Here is a 22,127-nt window from a genome sequence, read left to right as displayed (position 1 = left end):
GCTAATGGTGAAGCGTATTATATTGGAAAAAAAAGAATATATACAATGCTATATGTAAAAAAATTATTCATTTAAGGTTGAGCTTTAATGAGTATTTTTTTGAGGATTAATTTTGCACCCATAGTTCGTGTTTTTATTCCTTCGTTGCTATCACATCTATTGATTTTTCTGTTAATAAGGCGTTTAAAAAGTTTATTCTTGGTTTTTCGATTACAAAATTAACTTCTTTAGGAAAAGTGCAAAAATTTACTTGACAGATCTTGGGGAGCTCATTAAACTGCGAACCTAATTTTGGGGTTATAGCTCAGCTGGGAGAGCGCTTGCATGGCATGCAAGAGGTCGGCGGTTCGATCCCGCCTAGCTCCACCATCAACATCATTGATGTTGATGGGGAAAACGTTCAAGGTCCCCATCGTCTAGCGGCCTAGGACACTGCCCTTTCACGGCGGTAACAGGGGTTCGAACCCCCTTGGGGACGCCATTATTGGTGTTGTAGTTTAGTAGTAAGAAGTATAAAATATAAAGATCCAGGTCCCCATCGTCTAGCGGCCTAGGACACTGCCCTTTCACGGCGGTAACAGGGGTTCGAACCCCCTTGGGGACGCCATATTTATCATTCTATTGTTTCTTCTTTTATCCAATCATCCTGAAGCTTTCCTAGAGGTATTGTTCACCTTTAATGAATGCGCCACCCCCATAGATAATGATCATAGTCTTTCGAATATTGTTCTTGTGTTAAATCCAAATAAGCGCTCATGCATCCTATAGGCATACTCATCTGTCATATTAGCCAGATAATCGCAAACGATTCGATAAGCCGTAGTTTCATCTTCGGCTTGTTTAAACAAAACTCTGTTTTTATTGTCTAATAAACTACCGGGATTGGAGCTGATGGCATCGAAGAGTCTTAACACCACGGTTTGGCCTCCATACTCAAAAGTACGGGCTTCTTGAGAATCGATGACATTATTATAGATGCATTGTTTTAAATAATTCAAAAGTGCATTTGCTTCAGGAGTAAGGGCTAAATTGTATTTAAGTAAATGATTTTCGAATTGTTCATTCGTGGTTATGATTTGGGTTGAAGTTATAAAATAATTAACCATTTCTCCGATGGTTTGTTTCCTTGAATAAAGATCTGCAGAAAAAAGAGACTCAATTAATTGATTTTGACGACCGGCTAACATTGTATTGTTTAATAACTGTCGAAATTCAAGCGTATCTAGGTGTGTGGGATTGATGAGACGTAAATGGATCGCATCTTCAAGATCATGAACCCCATAAGCAATATCATCTGCGATGTCCATAATAGAACAATCAAAACTATGATAGGCCGATTTTCCTGTTTTTGTGCCCTGAGGCTTTTGCGACAGGGATTGAAATAATTCTTTATCACTATTGGAAAAAGGCGATAGCAACCAATCGATCTCGGGTTGTTCACAATCAAAATAAGCTTTGGGCGGTAGCCAATCATTAATCTTAATGGTTTTATGGATGGATTCATGAACTGGCGCTTGGTTGGGTGCAACAACCGTAGAGCGCTTCACTGGATATTTTAAAATGCCAAGCAGTGCACGTCGGGTTAAATCAAGACCATAGGTTCCATAGCTGCTTTCTACTTTAGTTAGCAATCTTAGTGTTTGGCCGTTAGCTTCAAATCCACCATAATCGCGCATCATATAATTTAGCGCTACTTCACCCCCATGACCAAAAGGGGGATGACCAATATCATGAAGTAAACAAATAACGGAGATTAGATCATCATTGGGTAACAAGCCAGCTAGGCTAATCTGCTTTTCTTGATTCATCAAGAGATTGTGGACAATACTTCGTCCTATAGAATCCACTTCCAGAGAATGGGTTAATCGAGTTCGATGAAAATCTCCTTCGTCAGTTCCTAAAATTTGTGTTTTTCTTTGCAGTCGTCTGAATGCAGGACAGTGAATCACTCGGGTTCGATCTCGTTCATAAGGATCTCGATGATCCAGATTTCCTCTTTGATTAGTTTGTCCCGAACGTCGATGTGTCCACATAAGTTTTTGGCCGTAGAAATGAAAAAATAATTACTGTAAGACAAAATTTGTTCTTTAACAACACAATTTTCTAAAGTTTTTTTTAAATATGTAGATACAGTTATCAAGAAGTTAATAATAAGAACAATAAACTAGGGGAAGAACAATGGATAAGAAAATAAACTTAGCACTTATGGTACTGTGTGCTTTTATTATGTCTTCTTGTACCAAGGATAGTGAATATCTCTCCTATCCCGCTTACTCATATACGGACATTACTGAACCCTATGCTATAAATAGCTACCGTATGGTAAATTATGATTATAAGTATCAACAAAGACGTGAAGTTAATGTTCCCAATTCGTATCATGTTGGTGAATTACATTCTCCTGTTTCTTTTAAGGATAGAGATCAGAATTGGGTAAATAGCCAAAATCCACAAGGGTATACTATTGAGTTGACAGAGGGTGATAAGGCATCTCAAGTAGCGCAAGTCCTTTATAAAGCCCCCAAAAAAGATCGGATGGCTCAGATCAAATATGAGCGTGATGGCAAAACACGTTATAAGGGTGTGTATGGAACTTACGGTTCAGCGGAAGAAGCACAAAAGGCCCTAAGTACGTTACCACCTGAAATTAGGGGTAATGCCACAGTAATTAACTGGGGTAATGTACAACAATAAAACGAACAATTCACCGCAAATTAGGAGATATCTTAATTTGGGGTGAATTGAGGCTATGTTGCTTTAGAAGCGGAACTAATTAGAATCATTAAACGAGTTACGCCTGGGGTTTTTGAGCGGTCTGCTTCAAACTGCTTCACTGTAATTGCGTAACGTTGATTTAATTTTTCCAACCAAGCAATAAATAAGTTAAAAGCTACGGCATCAAACGTGAGTTGAATATCTCCTAAGCCAGTTTGTTGTAATTGATAAGGAAACTTCAGCGTAGGATCATTTTTTAGTTGGGTCGCTAGCGTCGTCAAGAGTTGACTGTTATCTACTGATTGTTTCTTTGTTTGTTTGAGTAGATTTTGTTGTTTTATTTTTTGCATCCATGCCAATGTAGCAGTTTTTTCTACGAGCTGAGTTGATTTTTGGGAGACCTTCAGGCTCAATGGGCTATATAATAATAAATAATAAATATAGAGCAAAAGACAAAGTGTTGCTCCAATTAGCATCCATTTCTCCCTTTCGTTAAGCGTACTTAAATAAGCTTTCACATTAACTCCAAGGTGGCGGCGACTTGTTGTTCGCGAGTTGATGCTTGAGTTTGTTTTACTTTGAGTTGCAGTTTTTTTAATTCATTTTCCAACTCTTCTAAACTGGCGAAATCCATGCTTATTATAGTTACAGATAAGGTTTTGTTTTGATATCGCAATTGCTCTACAGTATTACGATCATTCTTCATTACTTTAGCTAATTGATTGAGTAAAAACCAAAAACGATTTTGTTCCTCTGTGTTACTATTTTTTAAAAGCTGGGTGATGCGAAATTTAGGACTAATAATTTGTTTGGCATCGGGAAAAAACTCATGATAGATCACTGCAATTTGCTCATCAATTTTCTGAGTTTCTTTATTTAAGAGATGCAACTTGATTCCATTTACAACAAGTAGGGAAATTAACCAGATACAAAAAAGGAGGCCGACTAGCTGATAGCCTTTTTTAATTAAATCACTTTTATTCCCGTGTTGCATTTCTCCTTGGCAGAGATTCATCAATTTGACTTTTAATATCCGTTGAGCAATCCAGGTATACGATGATTCCTGGTTTATTGCAGATGATGTATCAACTTGCATTGCGCTGTCTGTAAAAAGTAAGGGTTGGTATTGTGGATGGCTTTTTAGATAGATATTAGCTAACTCTCCAGAAAGTGCACCTTTGAAGTCATCTGTATTGATGAGTAAAGTGGTTTCATTGATACATAGTTCCTGGGGTTCCAAGGCAAACCAATCTACAGTAATTGCAAAAAATTCAATATTTTGTTGATTGAATAATTCCATCAGATATCGAATTCGCTGTTTTCCTATGACAGTAACAAGATAGTGGTTGTTTTGATACCTAGCTTTATCGAAAGCGAAATGAAGCTCATCTACGGGTTGTGCTACCTTTTCTTCCAAAGCATAAGGAATTGCGGCTCTTGCTTTTCTTTCAGGAAGCCATGAAAACTCCAGATCAAGAAGACTAACTTGTTCACAAGTTTCGATCACTAAAGTTCTGCAATCCGTTTGCAATGATTTAATTTCTGCAAAACTCCGTTGTGAGGGTGGGAGAGTTAATGTCCCACCTTCATTTAATTGAAGACAAAAACATCCGGTTTCATCAAGATGTTTAGTAAAGAGAAAAAGAGTATCCATTCCTAAGCATATGCTCTAAGTTTTTTTTTATTCATTGCGGTCCACTGCTGCTTCAATTGTTGTGCTAAAAGATAAACTACTAGCGCATATTGAGGACTGGAATTGTATCGGGTTATAACAAAGAAGTTAGGATAAGCTATCCAATATTCATTTCCTTTTGCAGTAACCAATTCAATCAATGCTGCGCGAGAGGGGTGGTTATGCGCGGCGGTTATTGGTTTGACTCCATGCGCAAGGAGCTGTGAATAGTAATAATTGGGTCTTTTAGGATTCATTTGAATACGTTTATGCAGTGAACCCACCAATTTAGCATTCTGCGCTACCCCATCATTGGTTTTCCAACCATGTTGGTGGAAGTAATTCGCGATGCTCCCTATAGAATCCGCATTATTAGAAACGAGATCGCGCTTGCCTGTGTTATTAAAATCAACAGCAAAATTACGGTAACTGCTTGGCATAAATTGGGGTTGCCCTATAGCTCCCGCATAAGAGCCCTTATATTGAGTTGCAGGAACTCCATGCTCACGACATAAAAGCAGATACTCTTTTAATTCTTTAGTGAAGTAGGGCGAGCGTTTGGGGTAGTTGAACGCCAAGGTAGCCAAAGCATCTAAAACCCGATGATCTCCTTGTCGTTCTCCATATAGTGTTTCTACGCCGAGAATTGCAATAATAATCTCTGGTGGAACACCATATTTTTTTTGTGCTCTATCTAAAGCTTCTCTATTAGCAACCCAATAGTCCAATCCACCTTTTAAACGTGCTGGGGTGAGAAACAAATCTCTGTAAACATCCCAGTTTTTCTTCTCATAAGGTTTTTCCATGGATTCAATAATATCAGGCTGGATGACGACTTGATTCATTATTGCTGTAAGCTCTTTAGCAGTAAAGTGGTGCTCTTTGACCATACTTTTAATAAAAAGCTGTACATCTTTTCTTTTAGTAAATGCGGTATCTGAATAAGTTGAGAATGAAAAAATTAGCAATATTATTGCCATGAACCCCAAACTTGGTTTTCGTCGCATAGCGCATCCTAATAAAAATGAAATGATAAATTTTATTAAAAATGCACTATATTAGCAAATACTTTAAGGTCGCGCATATTTAAGCTAGAATGCGCTATTTGCAAAAAGGTTATTTCAGTTGAGTGATTTAAAGCGAATTCGTAATTTTTCAATTATTGCCCATATTGATCATGGTAAATCTACTTTGGCAGATCGATTTATCCAAATTTGTGGTGGTTTATCCGAACGTGAAATGAGTGCTCAAGTACTTGACTCTATGGATATAGAACGAGAGCGAGGCATCACGATTAAAGCACAGTGTGTTTCTCTGAATTACACGGCTAAAGACGGTAAAAACTATCTCTTGAATTTTATTGATACTCCTGGACATGTGGATTTCAGTTATGAAGTATCCCGCTCTTTAGCTGCCTGTGAGGGTGCGATACTTGTTGTTGACGCAGCACAGGGTGTAGAAGCTCAGACGGTTGCTGTTTGTTACACCGCGATTGATCAATCATTATCAGTTTTGCCGGTCCTTAACAAAATCGATTTACCACAAGCCGAACCTGAACGCGTTATCTCAGAAATCGAAGACATCATTGGTCTTGATGCACATGATGCAATAAGAGTTAGTGCTAAAAGTGGTTTAGGGGTGGATGATGTGCTTGAAGCTTTAGTAACGCGTATTCCTCCACCAGAAGGCGATATTAATGCACCGTTACAAGCTTTAATTATTGATTCATGGTTTGATAGCTATCTTGGTGTTGTTTCCTTAGTACGTATTGTTAATGGCTCAATCCGTAAAGGGGATAAGATGAGAGTAATGTCTACTGGACGTTCCTACGAAGTCGACCAAGTAGGCATATTCACTCCTAAGCGCACGAGACTGGATGTATTAAATGCTGGCGAAGTAGGGTATTTGGTAGCAGGAATAAAAGAAATTCAAGGTGCTCCTGTTGGTGATACACTTACTTTAGAAAAAACTCCAGCGGATAAACAACTTCCTGGATTTCAACGTGTGAAACCCCAAGTTTATGCAGGTCTATTTCCTATCAGTTCCGATGATTTCGAAGCATTCCGCGAAGCTTTAGCTAAATTAAGCTTAAATGATGCGTCCTTATTTTATGAGCCTGAATCTTCAGAAGCATTGGGTTTTGGTTTTCGATGCGGCTTCTTGGGCATGTTGCATATGGAAATCGTACAAGAGCGTTTAGAACGAGAATATAACCTGGACTTAATCTCCACTGCGCCTACTGTGGTTTATCAAATATTGACCCACAAAGGCGAGACGATGCTGATTGATAATCCCTCTCTATTGCCTCCATTGCCACAAATTAAAGAAATGTATGAGCCTATTGTAAGGGCAAACATACTGGTACCGCAGGATTTTCTGGGTTCAATAATTACCTTGTGTGTTGAGCGACGCGGGATACAAGTCAATATGACTTACAGTGGTCGTCAAGTTTCTGTAACTTATGATATTCCTATGAGTGAAGTGGTTTCGGACTTCTTTGATCGATTAAAATCAGTTAGCCGTGGATATGCATCACTTGATTATAATTTTTTACGGTTTCAAGAAGCTGATTTAGTTAAAATGGACATTTTAATTAATAGTGAACGTGTAGATGCACTTTCAGTTATTGTTCATCGTTCTTCAGCACATAGTCGTGGTAAATTAATCGCTGAAAAAATGCGTGACTTAATTCCTCGACAAATGTTTGATGTGGCTATCCAAGCCGCATTAGGAAGCCATATTATTGCCAGACAAACAGTAAAAGCATTACGTAAAAACGTTACTGCAAAATGTTATGGTGGAGATGTGACTCGAAAACGAAAGTTGTTGGAAAAACAAAAAGCAGGGAAAAAACGTATGAAACAGGTCGGACACGTGGAAATACCACAAGAAGCGTTTATGGCTGTTTTCCAAACAGATAAAAAGAAATAGTACAAGAGCATAAACGCAATGCTGTTGGATGTATTATTACGAAACTAAGTTTAGGATATAATTTATGAATTTTGCTTTAATATTGGTTGTCCTATCGTTCATCAGCGGTTTTATTTATCTTTTAGATGTTCTCTTTTGGGCAAGAAAACGTGCTGAGGATCAAAAACCAAATCGTATTATTGAATATTCACGATCGTTTTTTCCTGTATTTTTCATTGTATTAATTTTACGCTCATTTTTAATTGAACCGTTTCGTATCCCATCTGGTTCCTTGGAACCGACATTACTAGTGGGTGATTTTGTAGCGGTTAATAAATTTATTTATGGATTAAGACTTCCGGTTTGGGAAAAGAAAGTGGTTTCGATTTCTGATCCTAAAACAGGAGAGGTTGCAGTATTTCGTTGGCCTCCTGATCCTTCTTATGATTACATCAAAAGGGTAATAGGAATACCTGGCGATAAAATTAGTTATCATAATAAAGTGCTAACAATTAATGGAAAAAAAGCAGAACAGACTTTTCTTGAGTACACTATTGATGAAAGTTCAGGAAAAGCAGTAGCAAAATATCAAGAAGATTTGAATGGTACAATACATAATATTTTTGTTAGAACGGATGTTCCAGCTGTAGATTTTGATATCGTGGTCCCCGAGGGAAATTATTTTATGATGGGTGATAATCGCGATGACAGTGCAGATAGCCGGTTCTGGGGATTTGTACCGGAATCCTATCTGCGGGGTAGAGCATTTTTAGTTTGGATGAGTTGGAATGGTAAAACAGATAACGTTCGTTGGTCTAGAATAGGAAAATTGATTCCGTAAGTATGTGGTACTTCGATTCTCTGAGCAAAACACTCACTTAAAATTGAAAGGAATAAGCAAATGCATAAACAAAAGGGAATGACTTTTATAGGGATGATACTTACTGTAGCTGTGATTGTTATGGCTGCAATCGTTGTAATGCGTGTTATTCCTGTTTATTTGCAGTATTACTCGGTTATCAAATCGATAAAAGGATTGAATACAATGTCTGTATCCTCACTAAGTGGTGATCCGATGGCAGATGTTAATGTTTTAAAGAGTACCGTAGATAAGCGCCTCAATATTAATGGGGTTGAGAGTCTAAAGGAAAATCAATTAATGATTGAGCCTATAGGGACGAATAAATTTAGAGTAAAAGTTAAATATCAAGTTATTAAACCCCTAGTATATAATATAAGCTTATTATTTGATTTTGATCACACTGAAGAGGTTGTAGCAGGCAGTGAAAGTTGATTTAGAAAGGTTATGCAGGCGATTAAATTATCAATTTAATAATATTGCCTATCTTAAGCAAGCTTTAACGCATTGTAGTGTGGGAAGTGTAAACTATGAGCGTTTTGAGTTTCTTGGAGATTCAATTTTAAGTTTTGTAATTGCCAATGAATTGTTTCATCGTTTTCCTTTACAAAGCGAAGGCCAATTAAGCCGCTTGCGTTCATTTTTAGTACGGGGCGAGATGCTGGTTGAATTGGCTAAAGAAATTGATCTAGGTGATTTCCTTTTTCTTGGACAAGGTGAGTTGAAGAGCGGCGGTTTTCGCAGGGCCTCGATTCTTTCAGATGCTATGGAAGCTGTTTTTGCAGCAATATTTCTAGATGGGGGAATAGAGGCTTCAAAAGAGGTAATATTAAAATTATATCGCTCTAGACTTGAAGATTCTAATTTGAACGATTGTTTAAAAGATGCCAAAACTCAATTGCAAGAGTATTTGCAAGCTGAAAAAATGGCTCTTCCAGAGTACACGTTGACTAAGGTGGAAGGTGATGAGCACAATCAAATATTCTACATAACTTGTACAGTAATGGGAACAAAACAACAAACTTTTGGCGAAGGCTCTAACCGTAGAAAAGCAGAACAGTTAGCTGCAAAGTTAATGTTGGAACTATTGCGTTCCCCCAAATCACTGTAATATTGGATTGTTTAACGCATAGAGGCGCTCCCTATATTAGATAAGGTTCACTTTATGTTTACTTTGCTCTGCCTGTACTTAAGCTATGGCAATCGTAATCCTAAATTTTGTTTTAAATGATCTTAAAAAAGAATTCAAGAAACTTGATATGATGATGTATATCTGACACTTTATCTTAAGGATTATTAGGTAAATAGGGAATTAATTGTGCACATTAAACTGAAATCAATAAAAATAAAGTTCAACACGCTTATCCTTCTTTTGATGTGCTTACTATCTGCTTCTTCCCACGCAGCGAAATTATTGCATCAGGACATGCTCAATGTCATGCATCAACCGCGTTATCAAAATGCACAATGGTGGATTGAAGTTAAAGATTTGAATACTCAAGAAATAGTTTATCAATTAAATGGCAACCAGTTATTAATGCCTGCCTCTGTAACTAAATTATTCTCTTCTGCAGCTGCGTTGAATGTTTTAGGTGACGACTACCGTTTTAAAACACCAGTATATTTTATGGGACATCAAGAGAACAACATCTTAAATGGCAACCTTATTCTTGTTGGTAAAGGGGATTTAGAATTAGGCGGCCGTGTTCATGAGGACAAACTCACTTTTGGATACATCGATCATATTTATGCAAATGAGTTACCTGGAGCAGGTATGGTTCCAGAAAACCCACTTAATGGATTAATTAACCTTGCTCAACAAATTAAAGCGAAAGGTATTACACAAATTAATGGTGATGTATTAGTAGATAACCGTTTATTCAAAACAGAACATTTACGCAATTACATTATTTCCCCGATCATGATTAATGAAAACTTGTTCGATTTTCAAATTAAACCGACCATTGTAGCCCAGAAAGCCTTAATAAATTGGCGCCCACAAGCTCCAGGTTATTCTATTGATAACCAGGTTATAACGGTTCGTGATGGAGAAAAAACTGATATCAAAATTTCAAGCAAAAATAGTGACACTGTTTTGGTCATAAAAGGACAAATTGCTGCCAATTCCAGAGAGCTATTGAGAGTAGCACCTATTCTTAAACCTGCTCTTTTTGCCAAGCAAGCATTTATTGCGGCATTAAAACAACAAGGGATTATTGTTCATCTTGATAATAAAAGTAGTCAGCTACCCAATGCTGAGACCTATAAGCAACTTACTCCAATTGCGCAATATATTTCTCCACCATTTTCTGAATATATTAAAATTATTTTAAAATTAAGTCATAACATAGGCGCTGATTTACTACCGCTTATATTAGCCGAACACTATAAAGAAACATCATTTGCTCAAGGGTTGCCTCATATTGCAAAATTTTTACTTGATAAAGTAGGATTAAATAAAAATGAGTTTGTATTCGGTGATGGTGCTGGTGGGGATACAAACAGGCTTCTTCCCAAGGCTGCTATTAAATTATTAACTTATATGCATAAGCTTCCTGAACCTCAATTTAATGCCTTCTATGATGGATTACCTATACTTGGTGTGGATGGTAGTCTTGCGAAAGCAGCCCAGAATATTCCTGCGGTCGGAAAGATTCATGGGAAAACAGGTACCTCGTTATCTTATGACTTTGCGAACCAACGGTTTTATTCCTTTTCAGAAGTATTATCAGGATATATTAGCGCGAAAAATGGGCATTTACTTGCCTTTATTATTGCAGTCTCTAATACGCCTTTGGAATCTCTAAATGACGCTTTCCTAATTCAAAAAGATGTTAGCCAGGTAGCCGTTGAAATTTATAACCACTCATAATTTATCATTCTGGCTACTCTTAAGACCCATCTACACAAAGGGTAGGGTAGCTGGAAATAAAAAATCTAGCCAAAGCGAAAGCTAGGAACCTCAGTTCCATACTCTGGTAATGGTTCGCCATTAACCTCATTAACGGCTTCTTTAGTCAATTTACATATGCAAACGTTAACATGATCCGAAAAATCGGAATTCAGATCCCCATTCAGATAGTTCACTGTGTTAACTTTATCCCAGCCCTTAACTTTTTGGAGAAAATCCTCCCGCTCCTCTAACTGAACAAAAACCTGTCTGTCGGGATCAATAAGATATGCTTTATCATTATCGCTTGCATAGATGATGTAGGTATGATCTAAATCCTTATCTTTTTCTTCACTGGTGCTTTCCAGACTGACTAACATTAGTTCACCTTTTTTTAATTCTTGTATTTTTTTGAAAAATTCCTCTAAATCATCGACTTCCTCACTGTCATGGACTTTATGTACTAACCCTTCTACAGGGTCATTTCCTTCATCGTATTCGGGTATTTCCTTTGGCTCCACGCCTTGTAATAATACCCGAGCCCCCTCAATAGCACACCACTGGCAATTTCCTTTGTTTTTAGGAATACCCTGGGCATTTAAGGGATTGATTTTTTTGAGTTTCTCGAGTAGTTTCGCTTCCATTTTTGCCTCAATTTAATCCCATATGGTTAAATTATAGGCTATAAAAAATAATTTCAGCTGTAATAAAAAATCAAAGGCTTTACAAAGAAAAATATCCGGAGCCAACGATTTACTTGTCCAGCGAGTCAGTATAGGTATTTATTTATCCCGTATTACAAGGAGCTACACAGGCATAGTTAAATTAACCTTCTAAGTTGCTACTAATTTCTAACCATTCTTCTTCAGCATTATTTAAAGAAGTATGTGAATCAGTACGTTTTTGGAGTAACTGATTGAGTTTACTTTGTTGGGAACCGTCCTCATAAAGACTGGCATCGCCAAGCAGTATATCCAGTTTGGAAAGTTCATTTTGATATTGTTCAATCAATTGTTCCAATTTTTTGAGACGATTTTGTAACGTTTTCTTTTCTTTATAATCATTTGTGGGGGCAGTTATTGTATTTTCTTTGTTTGAATCTTTAGTTTGAAGCCAGGAATAATAATCATCTAAGTCCCCTTCAAAAGGTTGAACTTTTTGCTGATAAACAAGATAGAAATTATCTACACTCGTTTTCAGCATATGACGATCATGAGAAATCAAAATTAATGCGCCTTCATAACTCTGTAATGCGAGCTCGATAGCTGAGCGCATCCCCAGATCCAAATGGTTTGTCGGCTCATCAAGAAGAAGTAAATTAGGTTTAAGCCACACAAGTTTTGCCAAAGCCAGGCGTGCTTTTTCACCCCCGGAAAAATGGGTGATAGGCTGAACCGCCATATCCCCAGCAAAATTGAAGCCACCTAAAAAATCACGAATAGTTTGTTCACGTGTTTCTGGAGATAGAGCTTGGATCGTTTCCACAGGACTTAAATTGCAATCAAGCTGTTCTAATTGATGTTGTGCATAATAGCCGATTTTCAAATGAGCTGAACGATGAATAGTTCCATTCAAAGGAGTTAAGGAACCAGTTAAAGTCTTAATTAATGTTGATTTTCCTTCGCCATTTGGACCAAGTAAAGCGATTCGGTCACCTGGATTGAGTGAAAGATTAATTCTCTTTAATATCGTTTTTTCTGATTGATATCCTGCATCAACCATAGTGCATTGTATCAATGGGTTTCCTGCACGGGGACATTGAAAGAATTCAAAAGAAAAAGGTGAATCAACTTGGGCTGCTGCGATAATTTCCATTTTTTCTATAGCTTTAAGACGTCCTTGCGCTTGTTTTGCTTTAGTTGCTTTTGCTCTAAAACGATTTACAAATGACATCATATGATTGATTTTAGTTTGTTGTTTTTCATACATCGTTTGTTGTAAGGCCAATTGTTGTGCGTGTGTTTTTTCAAAACAACTGTAATTGCCGCCATAAAGCGATAGATTTTGTTTTTCAATATGTAAAATGTGAGTGACAAAGGCATCAAGAAATTCTCGGTCATGAGAAATAAGAATAATAGTACTGGGGCTTTGTTTTAAAAAGCGTTCTAGCCAAAAAATGGCTTCCATATCCAAATGGTTGGTAGGCTCATCTAACAAAAGTAAATCCGCCGGCTTCATTAAACACCGTGCTAGACTTAAGCGCATTCGCCACCCTCCGGAAAAGCTATTTACGCAAGACTTTTGCTGTGCACTACTAAAACCAAGACCAGACATAATCGTAGCTGCTTGAGCGGGTTTACTGTAGCCCCCTGAATGGCTTAATTCCTCATGACACGCTAACACTTCAGCATCGTTACCCGTTTCTTCAGCTTTTTGTAAGCGTTGAAGCAAATTCATATAACCATCATCACCGCCCAGGACAAAATCTAATGCTTGTTCATCACTGTCAGGTAATTGCTGAGATAAATGGCTGATGCTCAGTTGAGGGTTAATTAAAAACTCACCTGTATCGGGAGCTAATTTTCCTAATAAAAAATCGAATAATGTTGATTTTCCGCAGCCGTTATGGCCAATAAGACCTATCTTTTGTTTTTCATAAAGGGTGACATTGACTTGATCCAATAAAACTTTATTGCCACGACTTAGAGTAATTTGACGAAGAGTAAGCATGATAAATCTTTAGCCATAAATAGAGTAGGTACAAAATTAAGAATTCATAGCAAAACTTGGTCACCTGTGTTGTATCTAAATCTTCTACATATCTCTGAAAAAAAGTAAAAGTTGCTCTCGACAGTCTGCGACTTGTCTGCGCAACTCCAGAGGAACTGCGTTAGACGTAATAAGTCGCGAGGGCAGGGTGTAGAGAATACGAAATAAAAGACAGATGCTCAATCCTCGCTATGAATCACGCATATTTTACGAATTTTAACACAAATACCTTTAACTTGGCTCAGGTTCTATAGTTTTTTTCCTTGCCGATTGATAACGAGCTTGCTTTTCAATGTCGATATAGCGATCAGTTGTAGCGCTGGAACTATGGCCTGCATCATCGCGAACATGTTCACGGGGACGAATTTTCACATCTTCAGAGATTCCAGTATGTCTAAGCCAGTGGACCGTAGCTGCAGCCAAATTATCGGCTTCTTCTGTATACCCTTTTATCCGAAGTTGCTCACCCGCCAAGTCAAAGCATCGTTGAATAATTCTACGTATCGGGGCTGTATCACTCATGGGGCCGTTGCCACGAATTTTTGGAATAAGCGGACTATTATCCGCTGGGGAAGGAAGAGGGGATAACCCTAGAAAACATCTCCATCGCATTAAACTATCTAACATCGCATCACTTACCGCGATTTGGCGTTCTTTATTTCCTTTACCTACCGTGGTAAACCACCAGTGGCCGTTACTGTCTTTAGAGAAATCATTCATGCTAGGAATCCAGCGCTCACTTGCTGCGAGTTCCGAGATACGGAGATACATCCCAAATAACATACTGAGCATAAAACGAGTGCGTTCGTGTTTTAAGGGAGATTCTTCGGCTAGTGAGTCAGCGGCTTCTAAAACGGCACTCCATTGCACCAGGCTAAGTCTCCGGATGGGGGCATTTTGTTGTCTCTTACGAATAAATTTGCTTTTTTGTCGAATGAGGGCAACTGGATTGGAAACCAGGTATTCTTCAGCGATTAGGAAATTAAATAAAGTACTTAAAATAGCGAAGATTTCTTGTATCGCTCCCTGAGATAAATTGAATTGGTCGATTTCAGGTTTATGGCCGCTTTTTAGTGCAGATTTACTAACTGTAACTACAAAAGGCCTCCATTCTTCATTGGGAATACGTCTCCCATCCCTTTCAATAAAACGCGGTACTTTTTTCAAACTAATCCAGGATTTGAGTGGGTTTTGACAAAAATGAATGTATTGTTCTATATCGTCACGTTTTAATTCTTTTAAGGTTGTTTTTTTAATTAACCAGGTCCATTGCAACAAACGTTCAGTTTCTCTTCGGTAACTATTAAATGTACCCTGGCTCCCCGTGTAGCTTTTTAGAAAATTCAAAGCATAATTAAAATCCTGCTGAAAATGTAAATCAGGCAATATAGCGTGCTCATGATTTTTATGGAGATAATTTATGTTGTCAAATATAGGAAGTAGTTTAAATTTCATAAATTCATTAGGGGGTTAATATAATTCTCAATGCTAGCTGAAAAACGATGAAGATACGAGTAGGGCCAGCTTGAGATATTGTATGTGTGATTGGCTATATGGTTTAAAAAAAGCCTAGTTGTTCAAGCCAAATAAATAGCAAACACAAAAAAATTAAATTAATTAAAATTAAGTGATTTAAGATATTGACCTTGATGAAAGCACCTAGTATTATCTGCGCTCTGTCCTTGGGACGGGTTACGGGGTGTAGCGCAGTCTGGTAGCGCGCCTGCTTTGGGAGCAGGATGTCGGGGGTTCGAATCCCTCCACCCCGACCAAATTTGCGCCCGTAGCTCATCTGGATAGAGCATCGGCCTTCTAAGCCGAGGGTAGCAGGTTCGAATCCTGCCGGGCGTGCCAGCCCAGATTTTATTTATCATAAGAATTTCTGGTAAAAGTTTTTATGGTGAGCGTAGCTCAGTTGGTAGAGCCCCGGGTTGTGATCCCGGTTGTCGTGGGTTCGAGTCCCATCGTTCACCCCATTTGAGAAAGAAACAAATGGTTTATCGCTAAAGATTTATCTGAGTCTTTACAAGACCGAATTACTGATTGATAATCCAACCTGATTTGCGAAAGTGGCGGAATTGGTAGACGCACTGGATTTAGGTTCCAGCGGGGCGACCCGTGAGAGTTCGAGTCTCTCCTTTCGCACCATTATCATTATAAATTCCAAGAGGTGACATTAATGCAAGTTTCTGTTGAGACCCTAGAAGGTTTGGAACGTAAGGTAACAGTTTCTGTACCTGCGGAGAAAGTTGAGGAAGAAGTGAGCTTACGTCTCAAGAATCTTGCTCGCAAAGCTAAAATGGACGGTTTTCGTCCTGGTAAAGTACCCATGCATGTTGTTGTTAGTCGTTATTCTCAAAGTGTTCGTGAAGAGGTCGCTCGCGACATGGTACAATCAACTTTATTCGAAGCATTGCAAAAAAACGAATTGGTTCCAGCTGGGTATCCTTCTGTAGAGCCTGAACAAATTGAGCAAGGGAAAGACTTCAGATATTCTGCAAGATTTGAAGTAATGCCAGTATTCGAGATTGTTGAATTAAACCAAGCCATGGTTGAACTGGCACGTTCAGAAGTAACTGATAAAGATGTTGATAACATGCTGGATAAACTTCGTGAGCAAAATAAAGAATGGCATGATGTATCTCGAGCTGTTAAAAAAGGCGACAAAGTAGTTATCGATTTCGAAGGGTTTCTAGACGATAAGCTTTTTGATGGCGGAAGTGCTAAAGGCCATGAATTAGTTATTGGCTCCGGATCAATGATTCCTGGATTTGAAGATGGGATTATCGGTAATAAGAAGGAAAAACCTTTTGATATCAAAGTAACCTTCCCAGAAGACTATGGTCATAAAGAATTAGCCGGTAAAGAAGCTGTATTCAAAATTACTATTCATAATGTAATGGAAGGAAAGCTTCCTGAGCTTAATGATGAATTCGCAGAGAAATTTAATATCAAGGAAGGTGGCGTAGAGGCACTCAAAAAAGATATTAAAGAGAATATGGCGCGTGAATTAGAGCGCCGGGTTAGTATGATGAATAGAGAAAAGTTGTTTGATAAATTAATGGAAGCTAATTCTATTGAGTTACCAACTGCTTTAATTGACAAAGAAATCGAACATTTGAAACATGATATGTATCATCGTCTTTTTGGACATGAGCATCATGATAACGAACAGATTCCTGATTTTCCTCGTGAATTGTTCGTTGAACAAGCAAAACGTCGTGTTCATCTTGGCTTACTCTTTTCCGAATATGTTAAAAAGCACCAAATCGTAGCGGATAAAGATAAAGTTAAGGAAGTGATCGAGCGATTTGCTAGTGCTTATGAAAATCCAGATGAGCTTCGTTCTTGGTATCAAAGCAGTAAAGAACATATGGCCGAAATTGAAGCACTGGTTATGGAAGAGATGGTTGCAGATAAAATTGCTGAGGATGCAAAAGTTAAATATAAGAATAAGGATTACGATTCAGTAATGAATCCTAAGCCAGAGACTGATGCAACTGAGAAAAAAGGAGAGTAATTATATGTCGGGCTATTCAGAGAACATAATTAGGAATGCCAGTGGATTAGTCCCAATGGTTATTGAACAAACCTCACGCGGTGAGCGTTCATATGATATTTACTCAAGATTATTGAAAGAGCGTATTATCTTTCTATTGGGTGAAGTTGAAGATCATATGGCTAATTTGGTGGTTGCTCAATTGTTGTTTCTTGAGTCTGAAAATCCTGAAAAAGATATTTCTCTTTACATCAATTCACCTGGAGGAGTAGTAACTGCAGGGTTGGCAATTTATGATACCATCCAGTTTATTAAACCAGATGTAAGTACATTATGTATAGGGCAAGCAGCAAGTGCTGCTGCCTTACTACTTTGTGCTGGCGCAGAGGGTAAAAGATTCTGCTTACCAAACTCACGAGTAATGATTCACCAACCTTTAGGTGGTTATCGTGGTCAAGCAACTGACATCGAAATTCACGCTCGTGAAACTTTAGCTGTAAGAGAGCGATTAAATACCATTATGGCAAAGCACACGAAAAAGACTCCTGAGCAAATTATGCGCGATACAGAGCGTGATAATTTTATGAGTGCGACACAAGCTGTTGAATATGGCCTAGTTGATCAAGTGCTTTATGATCGTGAATCAGCAAGTAAAGTAGAGTAATTATTTACATTAAATTTAAAGACTGAACTATAATGTATCATCGCCCGGCTGTAACGAAGCGGAACCTGGGTTTGGGTTAAGGTTTTTCCGGTTCCGCTTCGCTGCACCCAGGCTAGGATGCGAGGGGGCCTTTTTAGATTGATTCATTATTACCTCTTCGTATTCGCTTTGTTTTAAAAAATAGTGACAGTGGCATATCTTTTTCTGATTGACTAATATTTTACATATATTATCTATTTTTCCGATAATCGTTGTAAGAAGGGGTTTGGTTATGAGTAAATCCGGTAACGGAAGTGGCGATAAAGTTTTGTATTGTTCTTTTTGTGGAAAGAGCCAACATGAAGTAAAAAAATTGATTGCTGGTCCTTCTGTATTTGTATGTGATGAATGTGTTGAGTTATGCAACGATATTATTCGTGAAGAAACACACGAATCTCATGAAGAAGCAGAAGTTCGTTTGCCATCACCTAAAGAAATTTCAACCTTCTTAGATGAGTACGTTATTGGGCAATCACATGCAAAAAAAGTCTTATCCGTAGCTGTATATAATCATTACAAGCGATTACAACATAAAAGTGAAGATGGGGTTGAGCTTGGAAAAAGTAATATTTTGCTCATCGGACCTACAGGCAGTGGAAAAACACTTTTAGCACAAACATTAGCTCGTATTCTCAATGTGCCCTTTGCTATGGCAGATGCAACTACACTTACTGAAGCTGGGTATGTAGGTGAAGACGTAGAAAACATTATTCAGAAGCTTCTACAAAAGTGTGATTATGATGTAGATAAAGCACAACATGGTATCGTTTACATTGATGAAATCGATAAGATATCACGCAAATCAGATAATCCTTCAATTACTCGCGATGTTTCTGGAGAAGGTGTTCAACAAGCACTTTTAAAACTAATTGAAGGTACAATTGCTTCAGTCCCACCTCAAGGTGGTCGTAAGCACCCACAACAAGAATTCTTACAAGTGGATACTTCTAATATTTTATTTATTTGTGGGGGTGCGTTTGCTGGGCTAGAAAAAGTAATAAGAGAGCGTAGTGACAAGTCAGGCATTGGATTTTCTGCTCAATTAAAAAATAAAAAAGAAAACAATGATGAAATATCCAAGGTATTGAACCAACTGGAATCTGATGATTTGATTAAATATGGATTAATACCAGAGTTTGTTGGCCGATTGCCCGTGGTCGCCACCCTACAGGAACTGGATGAATCTGCTCTTATTGATATCTTAACTAATCCTAAAAATGCTTTGACTAAGCAATTCCAGTCTTTATTCAAAATGGAAGAGGTTGAGCTTGAGTTTCGAGAAGAGGCATTGAATGCTATCGCTAAGAAAGCTCTTGAAAGAAAAATGGGTGCACGAGGTTTGCGTGCCATACTTGAAAATATTCTTTTAGACACCATGTATGAATTACCTTCTCTTGAAGGAGTAATTAAGGTTGTGGTTGATGAAAGTGCGGTGACTAGCTCATCTAAACCCATCCTTATTTATGAACAAGATGGGATGAAGAGTGCAGCCGGTGCCCAAGAGTAAAATTTTTGCTCTATCTCTCTCCTATCCATAAGATGGGAGAGAGGTTCTTCGAAACTTTCTTAATTATAACGCTTTGATTTCTTGCAATAACTCTCCCTTCCTTTTAAATTATAATTAGTAGTCACGTAAATATTAAAGTTTTCCGTTTGAATAAGGGTTCATTATGTCCACTGAAATTAAAGAGACTTCGAATGAGACAGAAAAACTGTCTAGTATACCTGTATTACCATTAAGAGACGTAGTGGTCTACCCCCATATGGTTATTCCTCTATTTGTTGGGCGAGGAAAATCAATAAAAGCCCTGGAAGCGGCTATGGTTGATAGTAAACAAATCTTTTTAGTAGCACAGAAAAAATCATCCAATGATGATCCTGGAGCAGAAGATATTTTCCACGTAGGCACATTATCCAGTGTGCTTCAATTGTTGAAACTTCCTGATGGAACTGTGAAAGTTCTAGTTGAAGGGGAGAAGCGTGCCAAAGCAAAGGAATATAATCAGGCAAAAGGATATTTAGAAGCGGATCTGGAATTGCTGGAGGAGGAAAATGCTGCAGTTCAGGAACCGGATATCGGAATTTTAATGCGTTCCTTGATGTCTCAATTCGAGCAATACATTAAATTGAATAAAAAAATTCCACCTGAGGTTTTATCTCCTCTTGCGGGTATAGAAGAACCCGGACGTTTAGCAGATACCATTGCAGCTCACCTAACTTTGAAAGTTGATGATAAACAAGAATTGCTAGAAACAATGGATGTTGGCACTCGTCTGGAACGCTTAATGTCAGCCATAGAAAATGAAATTGACTTATTGCACGTAGAAAAGCGTGTGAGAGGACGAGTTAAGCGACAAATGGAGAAAAGTCAGCGAGAATATTATCTCAATGAACAAATGAAAGCGATTCAAAAAGAATTAGGTGAATTAGGTGAAGAAGGTAGTGAGATTGAACAACTGGAACATTCTATCAATAAAGCTGGCATGCCTAAGGAAGCTAAAGAAAAATCCATAGCAGAGCTTCATAAGTTGAAAATGATGTCTCCAATGTCTGCTGAAGCCACGGTTATCCGCAATTATCTTGATTGGATGCTTGCAGTGCCCTGGAAAAAAAGAACTAAAATTCAATTTGATTTGCCTAAAGCAGAAAAATTATTAGATAAAGAACATTATGGCCTGGAGCGGGTTAAAGAACGCATTATTGAATATCTGGCGGTTCAACAACGTGTTAAACGATTGAAAGGTCCTATTCTCTGTCTCGTTGGACCTCCAGGAGTGGGTAAAACCTCGCTAGGGCAATCTATTGCGAATGCTACAGGGCGCACCTTTATTCGTATTGCTTTAGGTGGTGTTCGAGATGAAGCAGAAATTCGTGGTCATCGGAGAACTTATATTGGTTCTATGCCAGGAAAAATTATTCAAAAATTGTGTAAGGCGGGAGTAAAAAATCCACTTATTATGTTGGATGAAGTGGATAAAATGGCTATGGATTTCCGTGGTGACCCAGCGGCGGCATTGCTTGAAGTTTTGGATCCAGAACAAAACCATACCTTTAACGATCACTATCTCGAAGTAGATTATGATTTGAGTGACGTGATGTTTATTGCGACAGCAAACTCGCTAGAAATTCCGGCACCATTATTAGATAGAATGGAAGTAATTCGACTTGCAGGATATACGGAAGATGAAAAAGTAAGTATTGCTGAAAAATATCTGGTTCCGAAACAAGTTGTCTTGAATGGTTTGAGTAAACAAGAAATACATATTAGTGAAGGAGCGATACGAGAGGTAATTCGGCACTATACACGTGAGGCAGGCGTACGTAATTTAGAACGGGATATTGCGAGTGTTTGTAGAAAAGTCGTAAAAGAAATTTTATCCAATAAAAAAGTTAAAAAAATGACAGTAACCACCAGCAATATTGAAAAATATTTAGGTGTAAAAAAATTCCGTTATGGTTTAGCTGAGGAATTTGATCAAGTAGGGCAGGTTACAGGGTTGGCGTGGACTAGTGTGGGTGGCGAATTGCTGACAATAGAAGCATCCATGATGCCTGGCAAAGGTAAGGTAACGCATACCGGTCAATTAGGTGAGGTTATGCAGGAATCTATCCATGCCGCAATGACGGTAGTACGAAGCCGAGCCAAGAAATTTGATTTGCCAGATGATTTCTATGATAAGAATGATTTCCATGTCCATGTTCCGGAAGGTGCTACTCCCAAGGATGGTCCAAGTGCGGGTATAGGTATGTGCACGGTGTTAGTTTCTGTAGTGACACATATTCCTGTAAAAGCGGATGTAGCCATGACAGGAGAAATTACTCTAAGAGGTCAGGTTTTGCCAATTGGTGGGCTTAAAGAGAAATTATTGGCTGCTCATCGAGGCGGAATCAAACATGTCATTATTCCTGAGGAGAATGTAAAAGACCTGGAAGAGATTCCAGACAATGTTCTGCGAAAGCTATCCATACATCCTGTTAAGACCATAGAGCAGGTGTTAGAGCTGGCTTTACAACGCACTCCTTGGGTGGATCAGCCAACAAATGTACAGTCTGAGGCTTTAGTAGGTAAAAAATCAAAAAAAATTAAAAATAATGATTTACATACCCATTAATTAGAGGTATATTTCGTTTCGTAGCCCGCCACTAGCGGGCATTGCAAGGAAGTAACTA

17 protein-coding genes and 7 tRNA genes are annotated in these 22,127 nt (G+C 38.2%); 17 read left to right on the top strand and 7 right to left on the bottom strand.

Annotation, left to right across the window (positions count from 1 at the left end; genetic code table 11):
• The first annotated feature begins 293 nt into the window (after nt 1-293).
• The 3 genes from HBNCFIEN_RS09865 (at nt 294) to HBNCFIEN_RS09855 (ending at nt 607) form a co-directional block, all read left to right on the top strand.
• Nucleotides 294-369 (top strand) — tRNA-Ala (locus HBNCFIEN_RS09865).
• 36 nt (nt 370-405) lie between these two features.
• Nucleotides 406-481, top strand: a tRNA-Glu gene (locus tag HBNCFIEN_RS09860).
• A gap of 50 nt (nt 482-531) precedes the next feature.
• Nucleotides 532-607 (top strand) — tRNA-Glu (locus HBNCFIEN_RS09855).
• Between the two features lie 100 nt (nt 608-707).
• On the opposite strand, the gene HBNCFIEN_RS09850 is transcribed toward HBNCFIEN_RS09855, so the two are convergent.
• Nucleotides 708-2,033 (bottom strand): anti-phage deoxyguanosine triphosphatase, encoded by a 1,326-nt coding sequence (locus HBNCFIEN_RS09850; protein ID WP_182390927.1) that lies wholly within the window; start codon nt 2,031-2,033, stop codon nt 708-710.
• Nucleotides 2,034-2,178: 145 nt separating this feature from the next.
• Between HBNCFIEN_RS09850 and HBNCFIEN_RS09845 the strand changes: the two genes are divergently transcribed.
• Entirely contained in the window at nt 2,179-2,694 is a 516-nt protein-coding gene (locus HBNCFIEN_RS09845) for an SPOR domain-containing protein (protein WP_182390926.1), read from the top strand.
• 53 nt (nt 2,695-2,747) lie between these two features.
• Here HBNCFIEN_RS09845 and lspM read toward each other — a convergent pair whose 3' ends face one another.
• From lspM to mltB, 3 genes are read right to left on the bottom strand one after another with little or no spacing between them, the layout of a single operon-like run.
• The gene (gene lspM, locus HBNCFIEN_RS09840) at nt 2,748-3,233 is read right to left on the bottom strand and encodes a GspM family type II secretion system protein LspM (protein WP_182390925.1); all 486 of its coding nucleotides are present in this window, start codon (nt 3,231-3,233) and stop codon (nt 2,748-2,750) included.
• The gene (gene gspL / locus HBNCFIEN_RS09835) at nt 3,230-4,369 is read right to left on the bottom strand and encodes a type II secretion system protein GspL (RefSeq protein WP_182390924.1); all 1,140 of its coding nucleotides are present in this window, start codon (nt 4,367-4,369) and stop codon (nt 3,230-3,232) included. The genes lspM and gspL overlap by 4 nt, the downstream gene beginning before the upstream one ends.
• 2 nt (nt 4,370-4,371) lie before the next feature.
• Nucleotides 4,372-5,394 carry a lytic murein transglycosylase B gene (gene mltB / locus HBNCFIEN_RS09830; RefSeq protein ID WP_182390923.1) on the bottom strand — a complete coding sequence of 341 codons (1,023 nt, stop codon included), beginning with the start codon at nt 5,392-5,394 and terminating at the stop codon, nt 4,372-4,374.
• 118 nt (nt 5,395-5,512) lie between these two features.
• Between mltB and lepA the strand changes: the two genes are divergently transcribed.
• The 5 genes from lepA to dacB all read left to right on the top strand — a co-directional run bounded on the left by lepA (nt 5,513) and on the right by dacB (nt 11,028).
• Nucleotides 5,513-7,318: a translation elongation factor 4 gene (gene lepA / locus HBNCFIEN_RS09825; protein WP_182390922.1), complete on the top strand. Its 1,806-nt coding sequence runs from the start codon at nt 5,513-5,515 to the stop codon at nt 7,316-7,318.
• 64 nt (nt 7,319-7,382) lie between these two features.
• Nucleotides 7,383-8,138, top strand: a complete 756-nt coding sequence (gene lepB, locus HBNCFIEN_RS09820; protein ID WP_182390921.1) for a signal peptidase I — start codon at nt 7,383-7,385, stop codon at nt 8,136-8,138.
• A 60-nt stretch (nt 8,139-8,198) separates the two neighbouring features.
• Nucleotides 8,199-8,591: a DUF4845 domain-containing protein gene (locus HBNCFIEN_RS09815; protein WP_182390920.1), complete on the top strand. Its 393-nt coding sequence runs from the start codon at nt 8,199-8,201 to the stop codon at nt 8,589-8,591.
• A complete protein-coding gene (rnc, locus tag HBNCFIEN_RS09810) occupies nt 8,581-9,267 on the top strand; it encodes a ribonuclease III (RefSeq protein WP_182390919.1) in 687 nt (228 codons plus the stop codon). Before HBNCFIEN_RS09815 ends, rnc begins: the two co-directional genes overlap by 11 nt.
• A gap of 207 nt (nt 9,268-9,474) precedes the next feature.
• Nucleotides 9,475-11,028 carry a D-alanyl-D-alanine carboxypeptidase/D-alanyl-D-alanine-endopeptidase gene (dacB, locus tag HBNCFIEN_RS09805; RefSeq protein WP_182390918.1) on the top strand — a complete coding sequence of 518 codons (1,554 nt, stop codon included), beginning with the start codon at nt 9,475-9,477 and terminating at the stop codon, nt 11,026-11,028.
• A 65-nt stretch (nt 11,029-11,093) separates the two neighbouring features.
• Here the strand turns inward: dacB and HBNCFIEN_RS09800 are convergent, their stop codons facing one another.
• From HBNCFIEN_RS09800 to HBNCFIEN_RS09790, 3 genes are all read right to left on the bottom strand, one after another.
• On the bottom strand, nt 11,094-11,690 hold the full coding sequence (locus HBNCFIEN_RS09800) for a hypothetical protein (RefSeq protein ID WP_182390917.1): 597 nt from the start codon (nt 11,688-11,690) through the stop codon (nt 11,094-11,096).
• A 181-nt stretch (nt 11,691-11,871) separates the two neighbouring features.
• A complete protein-coding gene (locus HBNCFIEN_RS09795) occupies nt 11,872-13,716 on the bottom strand; it encodes an ABC-F family ATP-binding cassette domain-containing protein (protein ID WP_182390916.1) in 1,845 nt (614 codons plus the stop codon).
• A 270-nt stretch (nt 13,717-13,986) separates the two neighbouring features.
• On the bottom strand, nt 13,987-15,210 hold the full coding sequence (locus tag HBNCFIEN_RS09790) for a site-specific integrase (protein ID WP_182390915.1): 1,224 nt from the start codon (nt 15,208-15,210) through the stop codon (nt 13,987-13,989).
• Between the two features lie 240 nt (nt 15,211-15,450).
• Between HBNCFIEN_RS09790 and HBNCFIEN_RS09785 the strand changes: the two genes are divergently transcribed.
• The 8 genes from HBNCFIEN_RS09785 to lon all read left to right on the top strand — a co-directional run bounded on the left by HBNCFIEN_RS09785 (nt 15,451) and on the right by lon (nt 22,069).
• Nucleotides 15,451-15,527 (top strand) — tRNA-Pro (locus tag HBNCFIEN_RS09785).
• 5 nt (nt 15,528-15,532) lie between these two features.
• A tRNA-Arg gene (locus HBNCFIEN_RS09780) sits at nt 15,533-15,609 on the top strand.
• A gap of 46 nt (nt 15,610-15,655) precedes the next feature.
• Nucleotides 15,656-15,731, top strand: a tRNA-His gene (locus tag HBNCFIEN_RS09775).
• An 87-nt stretch (nt 15,732-15,818) separates the two neighbouring features.
• Nucleotides 15,819-15,903: transfer RNA gene (locus HBNCFIEN_RS09770), tRNA-Leu, on the top strand.
• A 31-nt stretch (nt 15,904-15,934) separates the two neighbouring features.
• Nucleotides 15,935-17,275, top strand: coding sequence for a trigger factor (gene tig, locus HBNCFIEN_RS09765; protein WP_182390914.1), 1,341 nt, complete (start codon nt 15,935-15,937; stop codon nt 17,273-17,275).
• Between the two features lie 4 nt (nt 17,276-17,279).
• The gene (gene clpP / locus HBNCFIEN_RS09760; protein ID WP_182390913.1) at nt 17,280-17,918 is read left to right on the top strand and encodes an ATP-dependent Clp endopeptidase proteolytic subunit ClpP; all 639 of its coding nucleotides are present in this window, start codon (nt 17,280-17,282) and stop codon (nt 17,916-17,918) included.
• 271 nt (nt 17,919-18,189) lie between these two features.
• Entirely contained in the window at nt 18,190-19,464 is a 1,275-nt protein-coding gene (gene clpX, locus HBNCFIEN_RS09755; RefSeq protein ID WP_182390912.1) for an ATP-dependent Clp protease ATP-binding subunit ClpX, read from the top strand.
• Nucleotides 19,465-19,627: 163 nt separating this feature from the next.
• Nucleotides 19,628-22,069, top strand: a complete 2,442-nt coding sequence (gene lon, locus HBNCFIEN_RS09750) for an endopeptidase La (protein ID WP_182390911.1) — start codon at nt 19,628-19,630, stop codon at nt 22,067-22,069.
• Nucleotides 22,070-22,127: the final 58 nt, after the last annotated feature.

The organism is Legionella sp. PC997 (assembly GCF_014109825.1).
GTDB lineage: Bacteria > Pseudomonadota > Gammaproteobacteria > Legionellales > Legionellaceae > Legionella.
The sequence above is the reverse complement of the archived record's forward strand: the minus strand, read 5'-3'. Positions and strand labels throughout refer to the sequence as shown.

What these genes read in the sequence shown, in the direction of transcription:
- HBNCFIEN_RS09790 (WP_182390915.1), bottom strand. Translation starts at nt 15,210, where the DNA reads ATGAAATTTAAACTACTTCCTATATTTGACAACATAAATTATCTCCAT.
- lepB (WP_182390921.1), top strand. Translation starts at nt 7,383, where the DNA reads ATGAATTTTGCTTTAATATTGGTTGTCCTATCGTTCATCAGCGGTTTT.
- lon (WP_182390911.1), top strand. Translation starts at nt 19,628, where the DNA reads ATGTCCACTGAAATTAAAGAGACTTCGAATGAGACAGAAAAACTGTCT.
- HBNCFIEN_RS09795 (WP_182390916.1), bottom strand. Translation starts at nt 13,716, where the DNA reads ATGCTTACTCTTCGTCAAATTACTCTAAGTCGTGGCAATAAAGTTTTA.
- mltB (WP_182390923.1), bottom strand. Translation starts at nt 5,394, where the DNA reads ATGCGACGAAAACCAAGTTTGGGGTTCATGGCAATAATATTGCTAATT.
- clpX (WP_182390912.1), top strand. Translation starts at nt 18,190, where the DNA reads ATGAGTAAATCCGGTAACGGAAGTGGCGATAAAGTTTTGTATTGTTCT.
- clpP (WP_182390913.1), top strand. Translation starts at nt 17,280, where the DNA reads ATGTCGGGCTATTCAGAGAACATAATTAGGAATGCCAGTGGATTAGTC.
- HBNCFIEN_RS09850 (WP_182390927.1), bottom strand. Translation starts at nt 2,033, where the DNA reads ATGTGGACACATCGACGTTCGGGACAAACTAATCAAAGAGGAAATCTG.
- gspL (WP_182390924.1), bottom strand. Translation starts at nt 4,369, where the DNA reads ATGGATACTCTTTTTCTCTTTACTAAACATCTTGATGAAACCGGATGT.
- tig (WP_182390914.1), top strand. Translation starts at nt 15,935, where the DNA reads ATGCAAGTTTCTGTTGAGACCCTAGAAGGTTTGGAACGTAAGGTAACA.
- HBNCFIEN_RS09800 (WP_182390917.1), bottom strand. Translation starts at nt 11,690, where the DNA reads ATGGAAGCGAAACTACTCGAGAAACTCAAAAAAATCAATCCCTTAAAT.
- HBNCFIEN_RS09845 (WP_182390926.1), top strand. Translation starts at nt 2,179, where the DNA reads ATGGATAAGAAAATAAACTTAGCACTTATGGTACTGTGTGCTTTTATT.
- HBNCFIEN_RS09815 (WP_182390920.1), top strand. Translation starts at nt 8,199, where the DNA reads ATGCATAAACAAAAGGGAATGACTTTTATAGGGATGATACTTACTGTA.